Genomic DNA, 16511 nt, shown 5'->3' with positions numbered 1-16511 from the left:
GCACGACGGATCGGGCAGCGAACGCCGTCAGCGGAAAACCCCCGGCAGGCTCAGCGTCGACAGCGTGTCGTCGGAGAGCGGGTTGTCGTTGACCATGTAGGTCCACGTCGAGGTCGGCCGCGCGAGCTTGGACAAATCCAGCCCCGGCTCCTCCTCCAGGACGTTCGCGGTCTCGAAGGTCTGCTGGGCCGCCTCGATGGCGTCCGCGGCCAGCGACGCGAACGCGTCGACGGCCAACCGGTGGAACTCGTCCAGCGGGTTCTGCCGGCCCAGCGCGCGCAGGTGGATGCTCTCGCGGATGTCGGCCAGGTAGGCCAGGTGATCCGCCCAGCCCCGGTCGAGGTGATACAGCATGATCTGCCGGCAGATCGTCTCGAGCCGTTCCTCGGAGATCTTCTCCGACAGCTCCTCGTATCGCTTGGGGGCCAGCTCGGCGAGCTCCTCGCGCGCGGTGGTCGTGCGCAGCAACGTGTTTCGCCGATCGACGATGATGGCGCGCTGCTGGGCGATCAGCTGGTTGTAGCGCCAGGTGTTGGCGTGCACGTCCAGCATGCGGCCCTCGGCGACACGCTGGGCGTGATCGAGCAGCCCGGCCGCCTTGGCGCTGACGATCCGGCCGTCCTCGTCGGTCTGGGTGGGCAGCTTGTTGTGGTCCAGGTTGGCCGCCACGACGTCGTCCTCCCAGCTGGAGAAGAACACCGTCGACCCCGGGTCTCCCTGGCGCCCTGCCCGACCGCGCAACTGGTTGTCCAGCCGCTCGGTGTGGTGGCGGCCGGTCCCCACCACGTGCAGCCCGCCCAGCTCGGCGACCTTGTCATGATCGGCCTCGTCGGACCCGCCGAGCCGGATGTCGGTGCCGCGTCCGGCCATCTGGGTGGACACCGTGACCACACCGTATTTGCCCGCCTCGGCGATCACCTGCGCTTCCTCGGCGTCGTTCTTCGCGTTGAGCACCACCGCCGGGATGTCGCGGCGCAGCAGGCGCTCGTGCAGCTCCTCGGACTCGGCCACGTCGCGGGTCCCGACCAGCACCGGCTGGCCGGTGGCGTGCACCTCGGCGACGTGCGCGACGATCGCGTCGTTCTTGGCGGCGGCGGTGATGTAGACGCGGTCGGGCTCGTCCTCGCGGATGTTGGGCTTGTTGGGCGGGATCGGCGACACACCCAGCTTGTAGAACTGGCGCAGCTGCTCACCGGCGGCCAGCGCGGTCCCCGTCATCCCGCACACGGTCGCGTAGCGGTTGATCAGCGCCTGCACCGTGATGGTGTCGAGCACCTCGCCCGTCTCGGTGGTCTCGATGCCCTCCTTGGCCTCCACGGCGGCCTGCAGGCCGTCGGGCCAGCGCTGCAGCTGGGCGATGCGCCCGCGGGAAGAGTTGATCAGGTGCACCGCGTCGTCGCGGACGATGTAGTGGACGTCGCGCTGCAACAGCACGTGTGCGTGCAGGGCGACGTTGACCTCGGTCAGCGTCGTGCCGACGTGTTCCTCGGAGTACAGGTCGATGCCGCCGAGCGCCTTCTCGACCTTGCGCGCGCCGGCTTCGGTCAGATGGACGTTGCGGCTGTCGGCGTCTGTGTCGTAGTCGGTGCCCGCGACGAGTTCGCCGACGAGCTTGATGATCTCGAGGCGCGGCGTCTCCCGGTGGGTGGTGCCGGCCAGCACGAGCGGCACCAGCGCCTCGTCGACCAGCACGGAGTCGGCCTCGTCGATCAGGGCGACGTCGGGGTTGGGCGAGACCAGGTCGGCGACGTCGGTCACCAGCTGGTCGCGCAGCACGTCGAAGCCGATCTCGTTGACCGAGGCGTAGGTGACGTCGCAGTCGTAGGCGGCCCGGCGGTCCTCCCGCGTCGACTCCGCGGTGATCCAGCCGACGGTCAGGCCCATGGCCTTCAGCAGGGCTCCCATCCACTCCGCGTCGCGGCGGGCCAGGTAGTCGTTGATGGTCACCACGTGCACGTGCCGGCCGGCCAGCGCGTATCCGGCCGCCGCGATCGCGCCGGCCAGGGTCTTGCCCTCACCGGTGGCCATCTCGATCACGTCGCCGGCAAGCATGCGCAGCGCCCCCAGCAACTGCACGTCGAACGGGCGGAGCCCGGTCGCGCGCTCGGCCGCCTCCCGGGCGATCGCGAGGAACTGGGCGATGTCGTCGGACTCCGCGAGCTCGTCGAGCTTGAGCAGTCCGGCGGCCTTGCGCAGCTGCTCGTCGGTGAGACCGGCGGCCTCCTCGTCGTACTCGGACGAGGAGGTGACCGCCGCCATGGAACGGTTGCGGTCTTTTTCTGTGCTGGCGCCGAGTAAACGCCAGAATCGGCTGGTCACGCGGCCGGACTGGGCGCGGCTGGTCTTGGGCACAGCACAACGGTACGCGGGCTTTGCGGTGGGCCCGTGTAGGTGGGGCGGCGGCCGGTCCGGTCTACGCGTCGGCTTCCTGTTGCGCGCGACGGACGGCGTCGCGATGCTCCGGGTGCGCCGCCTCCGCCAGGTCGGCGAGCATGCGCTCGATCGGTTCGGGCACCTGCGCGGCATCGGACCCGTACCGCAGTGCTTCGCCAACGGTGACCTCGAGCAGGTCGGCGAACTGGTAGCGCGGCATCACCAGCCGCAACTCGCCGCCGGGCCCGCACACCGCCTCCGACACGGGCGGGCGGGTGGCCAGCCGGCGCAGCAGGTCGTGCAGCGTGTCCAGGGCCTGGCACGCCGTGGTCGGATCGTTCACCGCCGGCGACAGCGCCTTCTCGATCATGTCGATCAACTGCCGGAACCCGAACGCCACATCCTGTTGCAGGGTGCGCTCGGTGCCGAACTCCAGGTGCTTGCACGTCCCGTCGACGAGGCGGTCGAGGTCGTCGGGCGTGCCGTGCACCATGAACAACGGCGCCCCCAGCGGCACGAAATCCCCGACCCGAATCTTCAGCGCCACGATGCAGACCGCCCGGGCCGCCTGCGTCGCGACAGCCGACTCCGCGATCGTGACCAGCATCCCCCGCTCCCGCGCCGCGATGACGCGGTGCGCCTCCGGCAGCTCTCCGATGGTGTCGGGCGGCGCTGTGTCGCTCGGGTAGCGTCCCTCCAGCACCGCACCGGCCAGGTCGCCGATCTCGCCGATGATCGTCGAGGCCCGCATCATGTACGCCACGCGGCCGACATAGATCATGAACAACACGGCGCTGGCAAACACGAACACCGTTGCCGCGCTGACCGCGAGGCGCGGCACCGGCGCGCCGGGTTTCAACCCCTGCTCCACGACCAGCGCGTAGAGGAACGTCACGACGAAAGATCCCGAAGGTGACCTGGATGGTGCGGTCCCGCATGTACATCTGCGCCACCCGGGGCGAGTACTGGCCGCTGGACAGCTGCACCGCGACGAAGGCCAGCGAGAACACCAGCCGATGGCCGGCGCGATCGCCACGGCTACGCGGACCGTCGGCACCACCCAGCACATCAAGACCGGCCCGCTCGGGATCCGGTGCCTCGGCACCATCGGCATGCACTGCGCCTACCCGGTCCCGAGGCGGGGAACCATGCGGCGCGGTGTCAGGCCAGGTTGGACCGGCGCGGATAGGCGACGGCGGGGTCGGTGAGCACGTTGACGACGGCGGGCATGCCGCAGGTGAAGGCGCGCTCCAGCGCGGGCCGCAGCTCGGCGGGCGCGGACACCAGCTCACCATGGCCGCCTAGGGCGCGCACCACCTCGTCGTACCGCGTGCCCGGGCGCAGCTCGGCCACCACCGAGTAGCCGTAGAGCGCCTCCATCGGGTGCTTTTCCAGGGCCCAGATCCCGTTGTTGCCGATCACCGACACGACCGGCACGTTGTGGCGGACCAGGGTGTCCCATTCCATGCCGCTGAAGCCGAACGCGCCGTCGCCCTGCAGCAGCACGACCTGACGGTCCGGATGGGCCAGCTTGGCGGCCAGGGCGTAACCCGGGCCCGAACCCAGGCAGCCGAACGGGCCGCTGTCCAGCCAGCAGCCGGGCAGATAGCTGTCGATCACCCGGCCGGCATAGGAGCCGAAATCGCCCGCGTCGATGATGACGATGGCGTCGCGGTCCAGCATCGGGGCCAGCTCGGCGTACACCCGCATCGGGTGCAGCGGGATCCTGTCCTCGCCCAGGTCGGCCCGCTCTCCGGCGCGCGCGGCGGTCTCGGTCGCGCGCAGCTCCGCGGTCCAGTCCCGGCGGCCGGTGCCGTCCGCCACGGTCCCCTCGGTCAGGGCCGACAGGATCGAGGTGAGGTCGCCGTAGAGCGCGGCCGCGACGGGACGCGGGTGGTCGCGCCCCGGTTCGGCGCGATCGGCGACGACGAGCTGGGTCTGCGGGCCGAACACCCCGCCGAAACCGAGGCGAAAATCCATCGGCACCCCGACTACCAGGGCCACGTCGGCCTCGCTCAGCGCTTTCCCCCGCGCCCGCGAGAACGCCATCGGGTGATCGGCGGGCACCACCCCGCGGGCCATCCCGTTCATCAGCACCGGAATCTGCCGCTCCTCGGCGAGCCGCAGCAGCGCCGCCTCCGCGTGGCCCCACCACACGTTGGTGCCCGCCATGATCACCGGCCGCTGCGCGGCGGACAGCAGGCCGACCGCATGCTCCAGAGCCTGGGAATCCGGCTGGGCTCCCGGCGCCGGTTCGGCCAGGACCCCGGGCCTGTCGTCGTCGTCGGACATCGAGAAGACGTGGTCCATCGGGAAATCGACGAAGGCCACGCCCGACGGCGGGGCCACCGCGGCCCGCAGCGCCTCGTCGACGAGCCGGCCCGCGGCGTCGGCGGACTGTGCGGTGGCCGCGAACCGCGCCAGCGGCGCCACGAACGGCACGTGGTCGATCTCCTGCAGCGAACCCATCCCCCAGCGCCCCGCCGGGGCGCGGCCGCCGAGCACGACCAGGGGCGACTGGTTCTGCTGCGCCGCCGCCATCGCGCTCATCCCGTTGGTGACGCCCGGCCCGGCGGTCAGCGCCGCCACGCCCGGCACCCTGGTGACCTTGGACCAGCCCTCGGCGGCGAAGGTCGCCGTCTGCTCGTGGCGGGTGTCGATCAGCCGGATACCCTCGTCGTGGCAGCCGTCGTAGATGGAGAACAGGTGGCCGCCGGATAGCGTGAAGATGGTGTCGACACCGCTGGCCTTGAGTCGCCGCGCGACGAGCCGGCCGGCATGCATGGGCTGGGTGGAGACGGCGTCGGTGCTCATCACCGCAGCCTATCCGCCGCCTTCCGGGTACAAAGGAGACTTCGACCTTGGGTGCGAAAACGTTTAAGCCGTCGATCAATTGGTCGACGGCACCCGTGGAGTCGCTGCGGTGGGTCGCGCTGGCCTGGGTCATCAGCGCCGTCTGCGTGCTGGTCGTGCTGGTCGCGTTCAGGTACTTCACGCCCTGGGGACGGCAGTTCTGGCGGATCACCCGCGGCTACTTCGTCGGCGCGCGCAGCATTCCTGTATGGGCGATGCTCGGCGTGCTGTTGCTGTCGGTGATCCTGTCCGTGCGGATCATGGTGCTGCTCAGCTACCAGGGCAACGACCTCTACACGTCCGTGCAGATCGCGGTGCAGGGCCTGGCGGCCGGCAACGAAAAGGTCAGACAGTCCGGCATCCACGGCTTCTGGATGTCCCTGGTGATCTTCAGCCTGCTGGCGTCGCTGTACGTCGTCCGCATCATGACGGACATCTACCTGACGCAGCGCTTCATCATCGCCTGGCGGGTGTGGCTGACCGGCCACCTCACCGACGACTGGCTCGCCGGGCGCGCCTACTACCGGGACCTGTTCATCGACAACACCATCGACAACCCCGACCAGCGCATCCAGCAGGACATCGACATCTTCACCGCCAACGCCGGGGGCACGCCGGACATCCCGTCCAACGGGACCGGCAGCACGTTGCTGTTCGGGGCCGTCAACGCGGTGGCCTCGGTGCTCTCGTTCGCCGCGATCCTGTGGAACCTGTCCGGGAACCTCAACGTCCTGGGCGTGACCATTCCCCGCGCGATGTTTTGGGTCGTGCTCGTCTACGTGCTGGTCGCCACGGTCGTCGCCGTGTGGCTGGGGCACCCCCTGATCTGGCTGAGCTTCAACAACGAGAAGCTCAACGCCGCATTCCGTTACGGACTGGTGCGGTTGCGGGACGCCGCCGAGGCGGTGGGCTTCTACCGCGGCGAGCGAGTCGAGCGCGCGCAACTGTGGCGGCGCTTCACCCCGATCATCGACAACTACCGCCGGTTCGTGCGCCGCACCATCATTTTCAACGGCTGGAACTTCTCGGTGTCGCAGTTGATCGTTCCGTTGCCCTGGGTGATTCAGGCGCCGCGGCTGTTCGCCGGCCGCATCGATTTCGGTGACGTCGGACAGAGCGCGACGGCCTTCGGCAACATCCAGGACTCGCTGTCGTTCTTCCGCAACAACTATGACGCGTTCGCGGCCTTCCGGGCCGCGATCATGCGGTTGCACGGCCTGGTCGACGCCAACACGCGGGGCCGGGCCCTGCCGACGATCCTGGTCAAGGACAGCGAGGAGGCGGCGGTCGAACTGCGCGGACTGGAGGTGCGCACGCCGGACGGGGACCAGCTGATCGACCCGCTCGACGTGCAACTGGACCGGGGCGACTCGCTGGTGATCACCGGGCGCTCCGGGTCCGGCAAGACCACGCTGCTGCGCAGTCTGGCCGAGCTGTGGCCGTACGCGTCGGGGACGCTGTGCCGTCCCGAGGGCGACAACGCGACGATGTTCTTGTCCCAGTTGCCCTACGTGCCGCTGGGCGACCTGCGCAGCGTCGTCTGCTATCCCAACTCGCCCGACGACGTCTCCGACGACCAATTGCGCGACGTGTTGAGCAAGGTCTCGCTGACGCCGCTGATCGCCCGGCTCGACGAAGAGCAGGACTGGGCGAAAGTCCTCTCCCCCGGCGAACAGCAGCGTGTCGCCTTTGCCCGCATCCTGCTGACCAAACCCGAGGCGGTCTTCCTCGACGAGGCGACCTCCGCGCTGGACGAGGGCCTGGAATTCGCGTTGTACCAGCTGGTGCGCGCCGAGTTGCCCGACTGCGTGCTGGTCAGCGTCAGTCACCGGCCAGCCGTCGAGCAGCACCACGAACAGCAATTACACCTGCTCGGTGGCGGGGAATGGCGTCTGGGCCCAGTGGAGAAGGAGCCCGCGCCGGTCTAGCCGGCTGTCGGCCGGGTGGCCCTCGAGGGTGTAAATCTGCAGGCCCCTGCTCGCACTTCCGCTGCAGAATTACACGCTCGGCGGGGGCGGTCCTAACGCGCCTGCGCGCCCCCGGCCCCGCGGGCCGCGTGCGCTCCGGCGCGGGGGTCCTAACGCGTCTGCGCGCCCCCGGCCCCGCGGGCCGCGTGCGCTCCGGCGCGGCGCCCGAAGAACGAGCCCTCACCCAGCTGCGTCCCGCTGGCATACCCTTTGCCGTCCTGAGCGATGTTGGACGCGCACGCCCCGACCGCGTACAGCCCCGGAATCACCGTGCCGTCGTCGCGGCGCACCTCCCCGTCGACGGTCACGGCCAGGCCGCCCATGGTGAATCCCGAGTACATCGCCCGCCCCAGCGACAGATCGAACACCGCCCACGGCCCGTTGTCCTGTGCCGCAACGTATTCCGGCTGCTTGTGAAAGTCAGGGTCCTCGCCCACGGCCGCGAACTTGTTGTAGCGGTCCAGGGTGGCCGCGAAATTGCCGGCGGGGATGCCCAGCGCGGTCTCCAGCTCGGCGATCGTCTCGTAGCCGTCGAGGAATTTGATCAGCGGCATCTCGGGCATCTCGGTGTGCGCTTCGTCGACGACCAGGTAGGCGGTCTGTTCCGGCTGCTCCAGCACGAACGCCGAGGTGCGCGAGTGGTAGGAGTCCTCGGCGGCGAAACGCTTGCCCTCCTTGTTGACGATCAAGCCGGTCAGCAAGACCTCCGGCGGGTAGGCCGCCGCGGTGATGAACAACTCGTCCATGTATCTGGTGGCCCCGCCCGCCGAGACGCCCAGCCGGATGCCCAGTCCATCGTCGTTGGGGTTGCCCAGGATGTAGGGCGCCACCAGGCCGTGGTGTTTGGTGCGGCGCGGCTGGCCCAGCGCGGGCGTGTGCTCGGCGACCATGTCCGGGTTCATCGCGAAGCCTCCCGCCGCGATGACGACGGCCTTGGCCTTGACGGCTCCGGTCTCGGTGAAACGCTTCCAGGCGACGCCGACCACCGCCCCGTCGTCGTCGACGACGAGGTTGGTGGCCCCGGACTCGTACTGGACGTGCACGCCCAACGCGTCGGCGCGTTTGACCAGCAGGTCCACGACCATGGCCGCACCGCCCAACTCCCCGGGCACCGGCACCGAATGCCCGCGGGGCGCCGGCTGGGCCTGTTCGCAGAAGGGCCATACCTTTTCGTTGCCGGTGTAGCTCAGGCCCTCGGTGCCCGGCGGGACGACGACTTTGCCGGGATAGAAGCTGCGCTCGAACTGGAAGCCCAGGTCCTCGAGCCAGTCGAAGTGTTCGACGCTGCCGTCGCAGTAGGCGCGGATCTTGTCCAGCTCCGGCTCGCGCGAGACGGCGACCAGGTACTTGTACATCTCCTCGGGCGAATCGGGGTGGCCGGTGGCCAGCTGCACCGCTGTTCCCCCGCCGAGGTAAAAGTGCCCTCCGGCAAGGGAAGTCGTGCCGCCCGCCGCGGCGGCGCGCTCCAGCACCAGCACCCGTGCGCCGGCGGCCGCCGCGCTGACCGCCGCACACCCGCCTCCGATGCCGAACCCGATCACGACCACGTCGACGTCGTCGGACCAGGATTCCACCGCGTCCGCGCTGACCGTTGCTGGTGTCTCGGTACTCATTTGCGCCACTCCTCCTCATCGCTGCGCTCTGCATCGTCGCTGGCGCGGCGCAGTTGCGCCACTCCTCCTCATCGCTGCGCTCTGCATCGTCGCTGGCGCGGCTCACCGCTGCTCCCGTTTGATGTAGTCGTAAAACGCCCGCATCTCGGGCGAGACGTAGGCGATCTCCAGAAATGGCGCGCCTGCCTGCGGTGCCGACAGGTAGGCGAATCGGATGCCGCCGGGCATCACGCCCTGTTGCACGACGACGGCGCCGCGGTCAGCGGCCCGGGCCAGCTCCGCATCGAAATGCTCGGGGCTGTCGGCCTCCGTGCAGATGTGGTGCAGTCCCGGTCCGGAGTCACGTAGAAAGTCACTATAGATATTCTGGCCGCGGACCGGTGAGATCAACTCCAGTTGCATGTCGCCGAGGTAGCTCAGGGAGATGTCGGCGACGAAATCGGCCGGCGCGCCGAGGTAGCTGCAGCTGTCTGGAGCAAAGTGCACGCCGGGGATGCGAACCCATTTCCTGACCCCTAACAGGCCGGTGAGAGCCGTTTCGGTGGCGTCGAGGTCCGGAGTGACCCAGGCGATCTGCGTGGGCGCGTGAACGGAGGGGGGCATCGCCTCGCAGGATAGCCCAGCGCGCCGATCGCCAGGAAGGGCGCCGGACGATTTGCCGCGACCGGCCGGGCCGCTTCCGCCGGCGCGCGATGAACACGTTCTAATTCGGCCGCGGGCGAGCGCGAGCGCCGGGTCGGTCAGGTCCGGCCCAGCACCTCGACCAGCAACTGAAGCTGGGCGTCGAAAACCGTCTCGGGCTCGGTCAGCGTGTCGGAGCCGTACTGGCCGAACACCTCCAGGCTGATGGCGCCCAGCACCCCCGCCCACAGCAAAAAGCATTTGGTAATCACGCGGTCGTCACCGGGAAAGCCGAATTCCTCGCGGAGCCGCTGGAAGTCCGACGACAGCGGCTGTGCCACAACGTCATTGGTTAACCGGATGTCTCCCGTGGCGATCCCGGCGGACACGGCGTCGAGGAACGCCCCGACAACCCGGGTCCCGACCGCGACGGTGCGCTCGGCGGGGGCGTGATAGCCGGGAACGGGACTGCCGTACAACAGGGCCCAGCGGGACGGGTGGACGATCGCCCAGCCCCGCACGGCCCGCGCGATGGCGACGACGTCGTCGCTCCACAGTTCGCCGCCGGTTTCACGGGCGCGGTCAACGGTGTCGGCCAGGTCGGAATAGGCGTCGACCAGCAGCAAGGTCAGCAACTCGTCACGGCTGGCCACGTAGCGGTACACCGCCGAGGACACCATGCCCAGGTCGCGCGCTATCGCACGCAGCGACAGGCCCGCCGCGCCGCGGTCCACCAGGTGGCGGCGGCCCAGTTCGACGATCTGCGCCTCGATCTGTTCCCGCGACTCCTGGCGTTTCCCCACGGGGCCAGTGTCGCACACCCGAGATCACCGCTCTTGCTTTTCGGCGACGGGTGTGGCACCGTGGCGCAAATCGAGAGCCCTGCTCTCTGATCTGTCGAGAGGACGCCATGGTGACCACCCACTATCAACAGCCGAGCCGGGCCGCCCGGGCCGCCAACGCCGCGATCCGCTGGCTGGCCGAGATGGGGGTCAGCATCGCCGGGACCCGCGCGGTGCGGGTGCGGGGCCGCAAGACCGGACAGCCGCGCACGGTGGTAGTCAACCTGCTGACCGTCGAGGGCGTGGACTACCTCGTCTCACCCCGCGGGGAAACGCAGTGGGCCCGCAACGTCCGTGCGGCGGGCGTCCTCGAGGTGGGCCCGCGTTGGCACCGGGAGCGCGCCGCCGCCACAGAGCTGGACGACGCGGCCAAGCCCGACGTCGTGCGGCGGTACCTGGCCCGGTGGTATTGGCAGGTCAAAGATTTCGTCCCCGGCCTGACGCCGGACTCCGGTGACGAGCAGTTGGGGGCCGCCGCGCCGGCGATCCCCGTCTTCGCGCTGGCCCCGGATGCCTCGCGCTGATCAGCGCGGGTTGGTGGTCGCGCCCAGGTCCTGGCGGACCTGGTCCGAGGCCGCCCGCCACGACACCGCGGCGGGGAAATCACCCCACATGCTGTTGAAGATCCCGACGATCTGCCCGGGCCCGCCGTCGGGCGCCAGGTAGACCGGTCCGCCCGAATCGCCCTTCTTGCTCTGCACGCCGTGCGACATGGTGAACCACCCGTTGTTGACGGCCTCGACGGTCCCGCAGGTCTCACCGGTGACCACTCCGAAGTGGCACACCGGTTGGCCCGCCTGCACTGTGACGGCCGGATTCGACTGCAGCGGGCGCCCGCCCGGCAGCACGGTGCTCGGCGTGACGCCGTCGTCCAGCACGATCGCCTCGTAGTCGTTGATGATCTGGTCGGTGGCGACCGTCGTTCCGCTGGGCGTGTTGTCCCGGAAGGTGGCCATCCGGCCGATCGCGTTCCCGGCCTTGTCGTAGACGGCTCCCCCGCCGCGGCAATGTCCGGCCGTGTACGCGACGCGCATCGTCGGGTCGACATAGCCCAGGGTGCACAGCCGGTTGTCCTGCACGATCTCCATGCCCGGGTAGACCAGAGTGCCCTGCGCGCTGGCCGGAGCGGACGGCAACGCGGGCACGAAGGACGCGACGATGATGGGGGCGGCGAATGCGCGCAATGCTGGGCGGCGCACCTTGGACTCCGATCCGTCGGGGCCGAATCTCGACCGAATCGAGACTACGGCGTTACTTTCCGTTACGCAGGAGTCTTCGCGCCGGCCGGCGCCCGCGTTACAGCGTCGTGACCATCGGGGCGGCGGCCCCGGACCGGGTGGCTGCGTGCGGCGCCCAGCCCGGCGGTCCGAACACGTAACCGAGCCGGTCGCGGAACCGGTCGGCGGCGCGCCAGTCCCGGGCGATCGCGACGTATTCGCGCGTCTGCAGCTTCCAGATGTTGAACGTGTCGACCTGCTTGGTTAGCCCGTAATGGGGACGGAACGACTCTGGCTGGAAGCTGCCGAACACCCGGTCCCAGATGATCAGAATGCCGCCGTAATTCTTGTCCAGGTACAGCTTGTCCATGCCGTGGTGCACGCGGTGATGCGACGGCGTGTTGAAGACGAACTCGAACGGGCGCGGCAGTTTGTCGATCCGCTCGGTGTGGATCCAGAACTGGTAGATCAGACTCACCGAGAAGGAAAAGAAGACCATCCACGGCGGAACCCCCAACAACGGCAGAGGAATCCACATCAGGATTTCGCCGCTGTTGTTCCATTTCTGGCGTAGCGCGGTGGCGAAGTTGAAATATTCGCTGGAGTGGTGCGCCTGGTGCGTGGCCCAGATCAGCCGCACCCGGTGGGCGACGCGATGGTAAGCGTAGTACAGCAAGTCCACACCGAGGATCGCGACGACCCAGGTGTACCACCGGGTCGACGGGAGGTGCCAGGGCGCCAGATAGCCGTAGATCGCGGCATAGCCCAGCAGCGCCAGGGTCTTCCAGCTCGCCATCGTGGCGACCGACACCAGGCCCATCGAGATGCTCGCCATGGAGTCGCGGCTCAGGTAGGCCCCGGAGCCCGGCCGCGCCCCGCCGGCGTCCGGCGCGATGCGTTCCAGCTTGCGGGCCGCGGTCCATTCCAGCGTCAACAGCAGCAAAAAGAATGGGATAGCAAACAAAACCGGATCTCGCATCGGGGGCGGGAGTGCGGACAGAAAACCCGAAACGGAACTCACCCACACAGACTATTACGTCCGGCGAATTCGCGGATCCGGTCGGCTCGGCGCCCAGGGCCCCGGAATAGTCGCGTTTCATGAGGTCAGGACCAGTTCGAGGGCGTGATTTGGGTGTCTGGCGTGGTGGCGTAGTCCGGCGGCGATGTTGTCCCACCCGGCTGTGCGTAGCAGGCTGACTGCGACGTTGCGGCAGGTTGCCATCACTTGTGGTGCTCGCCCGGTGCGGACCTGGGAGCGGTCCTCGTCGAAGGTGACATCACGGACCCAGTGAAGCCGATTTTCTATGCCCCAATGCCGCTGCACCCAGGTGGCGAGTCGTTGCGGCGGCGCGTCGTTGTAGTTAGCTGAGGTGATCAAGTAGACGACCTCAACGGTCTTGACGCCCTTGTTGGTGACGGTCCGACGCAGCTGAGCGACCTGGGCGGCGCCGGGGAAATCGATCCAGTCCGGCACGGTGGTGGCTTTGATCGTTCGGGTTATCCGCCGGCCGCGATCCACGGTTATCGCGGTCGTGGCGGGTATGTCGGTCCAGGGCAGCTTCTTGAGTGCGGTGTGCAGGGTCGGCATGTTCGCCTTGACCGTAAACACATAGTCGCCGCCAGCGCTGATGATGAGGGTGGCGGTGTCGGTCTGGGTGTGCATCGCATCGCAGGTCACCACCGCACCATCAAGATCCAGGTATTCCAATAGTGTTCGCACAGCTGGTATTTCGTTGCTTTTCGCGTCGATAGCGAGCTGGCCGAGCACAGCACCGGCATCGTGGTCGAAGGCGGCGAACAGGTGCGGCGCCTTACCAGTTGACCGGTTGCGGGCACCTCGGACGGTCTTGCCGTCGCAAGCGATCACCCGACGCTGACCGGCGACGAAGGTTCGCGTCCACATCCAGGCGCCCAGGGCCCGATCCAGCGCATCGGCGTCGATGCGGGCGAACAGTTTGCGCAGCGTCGACTCGTCCGGTGCGCTGGCGCCGTCGAACCCGAACGAGGCCAGCGCATCAGCACTGGCCTCGACGATCCACTGGCCGATCGCGGCGAACGAGCAACAACCGGCCAAGGTAGCTGTGACCGCCACCGCGAGCAACCCGCCCAGCGGGTAACGCACCCCGCGTCGATCCCGTGGATCCGGGACGGTCATGCCCACTGGCGTGGTGTAGGAGTTCGTTCCGATCGCGTGACCCTTCGTGGGGCAGTCTAGGTGGTTAGGGCGGGGGTGTCGTCGGTTTGCTGTGGGCTTGGTTGGTCGGTGCTGGTCGTGGCTGCGCGGGCACGGGTGAGGACGTCCAGGCCGAGGTAGCGCCGTCCTTCGATCCATTCGTCGTGTTGTTCGGCCAGTACGGCCCCGACGAGGCGGATGATCGATGCCCGGTCGGGGAAGATGCCCACCACGTCGGTCCGACGCCGGATCTCTCGGTTGAGCCGTTCCTGGGGATTGTTGGACCAGATCTGGCGCCAGATCTGTTTGGGAAAGGCGGTGAACGCCAACAGATCCGGGCGGGCGCCGTCGAGGTGCTCGGCGACGTTGGGGAGCTTGTCGTACAATGCGTCGAGCACTCGATCGTATTGGGCGACAACCGATTCAGCGTCGGGCTGGTCGTAGATGGAGTGCAGCATGGTGCGCACCCACGGCCACGACGCTTTCGGGGTAACCGACATCAGATTGGCCGAGTAGTGCGTTCGACACCGCTGCCAGGCCGCTCCGGGCAGTGTGGCGCCGATCGCGGCCACCAGGCCGGGATGGGCATCGCTGGTGACCAGCGCGACCCCGGACAGACCGCGGGCGACCAGGTCACGGAAGAACGCCAGCCAGCCCGCCCCATCCTCGGCGGAGGTCACCTCGATGCCCAGGATCTCCCGGTAACCCTCGGCGTTGACGCCGGTGGCGATCAAGGTGTGCACGCCGACGACGCGGCCCGCCTCGCGCACCTTGAGCACCAGGGCATCAGCGGCCAGGAACGTATACGGGCCGGCATCGAGCGGGCGGGTGCGAAACGCCTCAACGGCCTCATCGAGCTCTTTGGCCATGATCGACACCTGCGACTTGGAAAGCCTTGTCACGCCCAAGGTTTCGACGAGGCGCTCCATGCGCCGGGTGGACACCCCCAGCAGATAGCAGGTCGCCACCACACTAGTCAGGGCACGCTCGGCGCGCTTGCGCCGCTCGAGCAGCCAATCCGGGAAATAGCTGCCCTGACGCAACTTGGGGATGGCCACCTCGATGGTGCCCGCACGGGTGTCGAAATCACGGGGCCGGTAGCCGTTGCGGTGATTGGACCGCTCGTCGCTGCGTTCGCGGTAGCCGGCCCCGCACAAGGCATCGGCTTCGGCACTCATCAAGGCGGCAATGAACGCCGACAACAGACCGCGCAGCACATCCGGGCTTGCCTTCGCGAGTTGATCAGCCAATAGCTGCTCGGGGTCGATAAAGTGGGACGAGGTCATCGCGTTGTCTCCTTCGATTGACTTTTGCTGGTCGTTTCGAAGGATCACGCGATGACCGCCCTCTACCGGGCTACGACACGCCCACCGGACTTACCGGCTCATACACCACGCCCCTGGACGCAACTACCGCCGCCAGCAAAGGCACACTCAACCCATACAGGATCCCGACGATGTTGTCTGATCAAACGCGAATGTCTATCGCAAAGTCAGAAACACCTCAATGGCAGTCCCGGCGAGCTGATGCCTCGCCTTCTGCTCGCAGTCAGGGTGGTTGACAACCTGCGCCCACGTTTCAGACAGCCACTGAGCGAATCCCCGGCCTGACCGTCCGGGTGACGTAGGTGGCGCCATCCACAGGTGAATGTGTGGAGCACCCCGGCGCTGGAACTCCAACTTCCAGATGTAGCGGGCCGCCTCGCCGTACTCACGCTGGAAGCGCTTACGCCACAACACCATGTGTCGCTTAACGCTGGCTCCATCCGGTGCGACGACTTCCCAGTCGCCGGGGTACGTGAGCGTGACCATTGCTGGGACCCGATCGGATTCCAGCAATGGGCTGTAGTCGAGCTCGGCGAAGGTGCGGCACATCGACGATCGAGATTTCCTAGACCATTCGGTGATGACACCGCCAGCACTAGACTGGTCGCTTCCCGTAGGACTCCGTCGTGTCGAAGACCCGACGGCCCGATCGCCGTGCCCGACATCGCCTTCGAGGTCACTTCGGAAATGGAACTTCGCATCGTCAACGTCACGTTGGTGATGGCTAACTGCCCGTTCGGAGGCTATTTCGGCCCGAACAGGATTGGTCCACCCGAGCCGCACGACACCGGGACCGATAGAAATGCGAAAACGCCCGGATTCCGGCTCGACCCCGCGGCGCTCAGGACCACGGGCCCACGGTCCCGCCGGCTCGAACAGTGCCGCGGCTGCGGTGACCCTCTCGGGACTTGGGAACCGCAAACCCAATGCGTCGATCGCCCGCAGCTCGCCCGTTGCGATACCGTCGTCAACCGACTCGCGGACATTTTCGGCACATATAACAAGCCCGCCGGTCGGGACCGGTTTGAGGCCGGGTGCCGCCGTCGATGTCCGGCCGACCGCTGTCGCTCTCCCGCCCTGCGGCCTGTCGGCCTCGGTCGCTCGCGACCTCCCATCGACCGAACCACCCGAAGAACCAGGCCCTAATGGCGGCCCATCGGGTGCCGATGTCGAGCCGCCCGCCGATAGTGTCGAGCCGCTAGTTGATGATGCGATGCTGGGCATCGGGATGCCTGCTCCCCGGACGCCCCGGCGCCGCCCACAACGCAAGCGGCAGCGCGGAAGCTCCTGGCCGGGAGCGCAAGCACCGTGTCCGGTTTATGTCCGTTCGTCGGACAGACTGAATACGTCAGCGCAGCTCAATGCGGCGCATGCGACGCACAGAATCAAATAAACCGCAGGTCAGTGGCTATCCCGTCCGCCTGAAAAGCGGGCGCTTCCGGGTTTTCTGTGGGTCTGGTCTGGGCGTGATGGGCGCAGGGCGGCAGGATGTGCTGTGTGCGCGACACCGAGTTGTACCGCCATCTG

13 protein-coding genes and 2 pseudogenes are annotated in these 16511 nt (G+C 68.1%); 2 read left to right on the top strand and 13 right to left on the bottom strand.

Annotated elements, in window-relative coordinates:
- Window positions 1–27 precede the first annotated feature (27 nt).
- The 4 genes and pseudogenes from secA2 to AC2VOR_RS10275 all read right to left on the bottom strand — a co-directional run bounded on the left by secA2 (window position 28) and on the right by AC2VOR_RS10275 (window position 5187).
- Window positions 28–2352, bottom strand: a complete 2325-nt coding sequence (gene secA2 / locus AC2VOR_RS10290; protein WP_369738519.1) for an accessory Sec system translocase SecA2 — start codon at window positions 2350–2352, stop codon at window positions 28–30.
- A gap of 61 nt (window positions 2353–2413) precedes the next feature.
- Entirely contained in the window at window positions 2414–3268 is an 855-nt protein-coding gene (locus tag AC2VOR_RS10285; protein ID WP_369738518.1) for a DUF2254 family protein, read from the bottom strand.
- A 25-nt stretch (window positions 3269–3293) separates the two neighbouring features.
- Window positions 3294–3383, bottom strand: a pseudogene (locus AC2VOR_RS10280) (hypothetical protein); the annotation flags it as partial.
- A 151-nt stretch (window positions 3384–3534) separates the two neighbouring features.
- On the bottom strand, window positions 3535–5187 hold the full coding sequence (locus AC2VOR_RS10275) for an acetolactate synthase (RefSeq protein WP_369738517.1): 1653 nt from the start codon (window positions 5185–5187) through the stop codon (window positions 3535–3537).
- A 47-nt stretch (window positions 5188–5234) separates the two neighbouring features.
- Between AC2VOR_RS10275 and bacA the strand changes: the two genes are divergently transcribed.
- Window positions 5235–7154: a vitamin B12 ABC transporter pemease/ATP-binding protein BacA gene (gene bacA, locus AC2VOR_RS10270; RefSeq protein WP_369738516.1), complete on the top strand. Its 1920-nt coding sequence runs from the start codon at window positions 5235–5237 to the stop codon at window positions 7152–7154.
- 149 nt (window positions 7155–7303) lie between these two features.
- On the opposite strand, the gene AC2VOR_RS10265 is transcribed toward bacA, so the two are convergent.
- The 4 genes and pseudogenes from AC2VOR_RS10265 to AC2VOR_RS10250 all read right to left on the bottom strand — a co-directional run bounded on the left by AC2VOR_RS10265 (window position 7304) and on the right by AC2VOR_RS10250 (window position 10230).
- A complete protein-coding gene (locus AC2VOR_RS10265; RefSeq protein ID WP_486963733.1) occupies window positions 7304–8806 on the bottom strand; it encodes an FAD-binding protein in 1503 nt (500 codons plus the stop codon).
- Window positions 8807–8819: 13 nt separating this feature from the next.
- A pseudogene (locus AC2VOR_RS10260) lies at window positions 8820–8893 on the bottom strand (hypothetical protein); the annotation flags it as partial.
- A gap of 15 nt (window positions 8894–8908) precedes the next feature.
- Window positions 8909–9409 (bottom strand): VOC family protein, encoded by a 501-nt coding sequence (locus AC2VOR_RS10255; protein WP_369738514.1) that lies wholly within the window; start codon window positions 9407–9409, stop codon window positions 8909–8911.
- Between the two features lie 137 nt (window positions 9410–9546).
- Window positions 9547–10230: a TetR/AcrR family transcriptional regulator gene (locus AC2VOR_RS10250; RefSeq protein WP_369738513.1), complete on the bottom strand. Its 684-nt coding sequence runs from the start codon at window positions 10228–10230 to the stop codon at window positions 9547–9549.
- Window positions 10231–10340: 110 nt separating this feature from the next.
- Here AC2VOR_RS10250 and AC2VOR_RS10245 point away from each other — a divergent pair, with 110 nt between their 5' ends.
- Window positions 10341–10793, top strand: a complete 453-nt coding sequence (locus tag AC2VOR_RS10245; protein ID WP_486963732.1) for a nitroreductase/quinone reductase family protein — start codon at window positions 10341–10343, stop codon at window positions 10791–10793.
- Here the strand turns inward: AC2VOR_RS10245 and AC2VOR_RS10240 are convergent, their stop codons facing one another.
- The 5 genes from AC2VOR_RS10240 to AC2VOR_RS10220 form a co-directional block, all read right to left on the bottom strand.
- Entirely contained in the window at window positions 10794–11468 is a 675-nt protein-coding gene (locus AC2VOR_RS10240) for an Rv1815 family serine proteinase (protein ID WP_369738511.1), read from the bottom strand.
- 97 nt (window positions 11469–11565) lie between these two features.
- Window positions 11566–12507: a sterol desaturase family protein gene (locus AC2VOR_RS10235; RefSeq protein ID WP_369738510.1), complete on the bottom strand. Its 942-nt coding sequence runs from the start codon at window positions 12505–12507 to the stop codon at window positions 11566–11568.
- A gap of 75 nt (window positions 12508–12582) precedes the next feature.
- On the bottom strand, window positions 12583–13641 hold the full coding sequence (locus AC2VOR_RS10230; RefSeq protein ID WP_486963739.1) for an ISAs1 family transposase: 1059 nt from the start codon (window positions 13639–13641) through the stop codon (window positions 12583–12585).
- 56 nt (window positions 13642–13697) lie between these two features.
- Window positions 13698–14945: an IS256 family transposase gene (locus tag AC2VOR_RS10225; RefSeq protein WP_369736437.1), complete on the bottom strand. Its 1248-nt coding sequence runs from the start codon at window positions 14943–14945 to the stop codon at window positions 13698–13700.
- A 195-nt stretch (window positions 14946–15140) separates the two neighbouring features.
- Window positions 15141–15470, bottom strand: a complete 330-nt coding sequence (locus tag AC2VOR_RS10220) for a rolling circle replication-associated protein (protein ID WP_486963738.1) — start codon at window positions 15468–15470, stop codon at window positions 15141–15143.
- Window positions 15471–16511 lie beyond the last annotated feature (1041 nt).

The sequence above is a fragment of the Mycobacterium sp. TH-M103 genome, from assembly GCF_057473785.1.
Note: the sequence above shows the minus strand (reverse complement) of the source record. Positions and strands in the feature narration are given on the sequence as shown.

Excerpts from the sequence above, each read along its gene's own strand:
- AC2VOR_RS10275 (WP_369738517.1), bottom strand. The coding sequence starts at position 5,187 with ATGAGCACCGACGCCGTCTCCACCCAGCCCATGCATGCCGGCCGGCTC.
- AC2VOR_RS10265 (WP_486963733.1), bottom strand. The coding sequence starts at position 8,806 with ATGAGTACCGAGACACCAGCAACGGTCAGCGCGGACGCGGTGGAATCC.
- AC2VOR_RS10255 (WP_369738514.1), bottom strand. The coding sequence starts at position 9,409 with ATGCCCCCCTCCGTTCACGCGCCCACGCAGATCGCCTGGGTCACTCCG.
- AC2VOR_RS10230 (WP_486963739.1), bottom strand. The coding sequence starts at position 13,641 with ATGACCGTCCCGGATCCACGGGATCGACGCGGGGTGCGTTACCCGCTG.
- AC2VOR_RS10225 (WP_369736437.1), bottom strand. The coding sequence starts at position 14,945 with ATGACCTCGTCCCACTTTATCGACCCCGAGCAGCTATTGGCTGATCAA.
- AC2VOR_RS10220 (WP_486963738.1), bottom strand. The coding sequence starts at position 15,470 with ATGGTCACGCTCACGTACCCCGGCGACTGGGAAGTCGTCGCACCGGAT.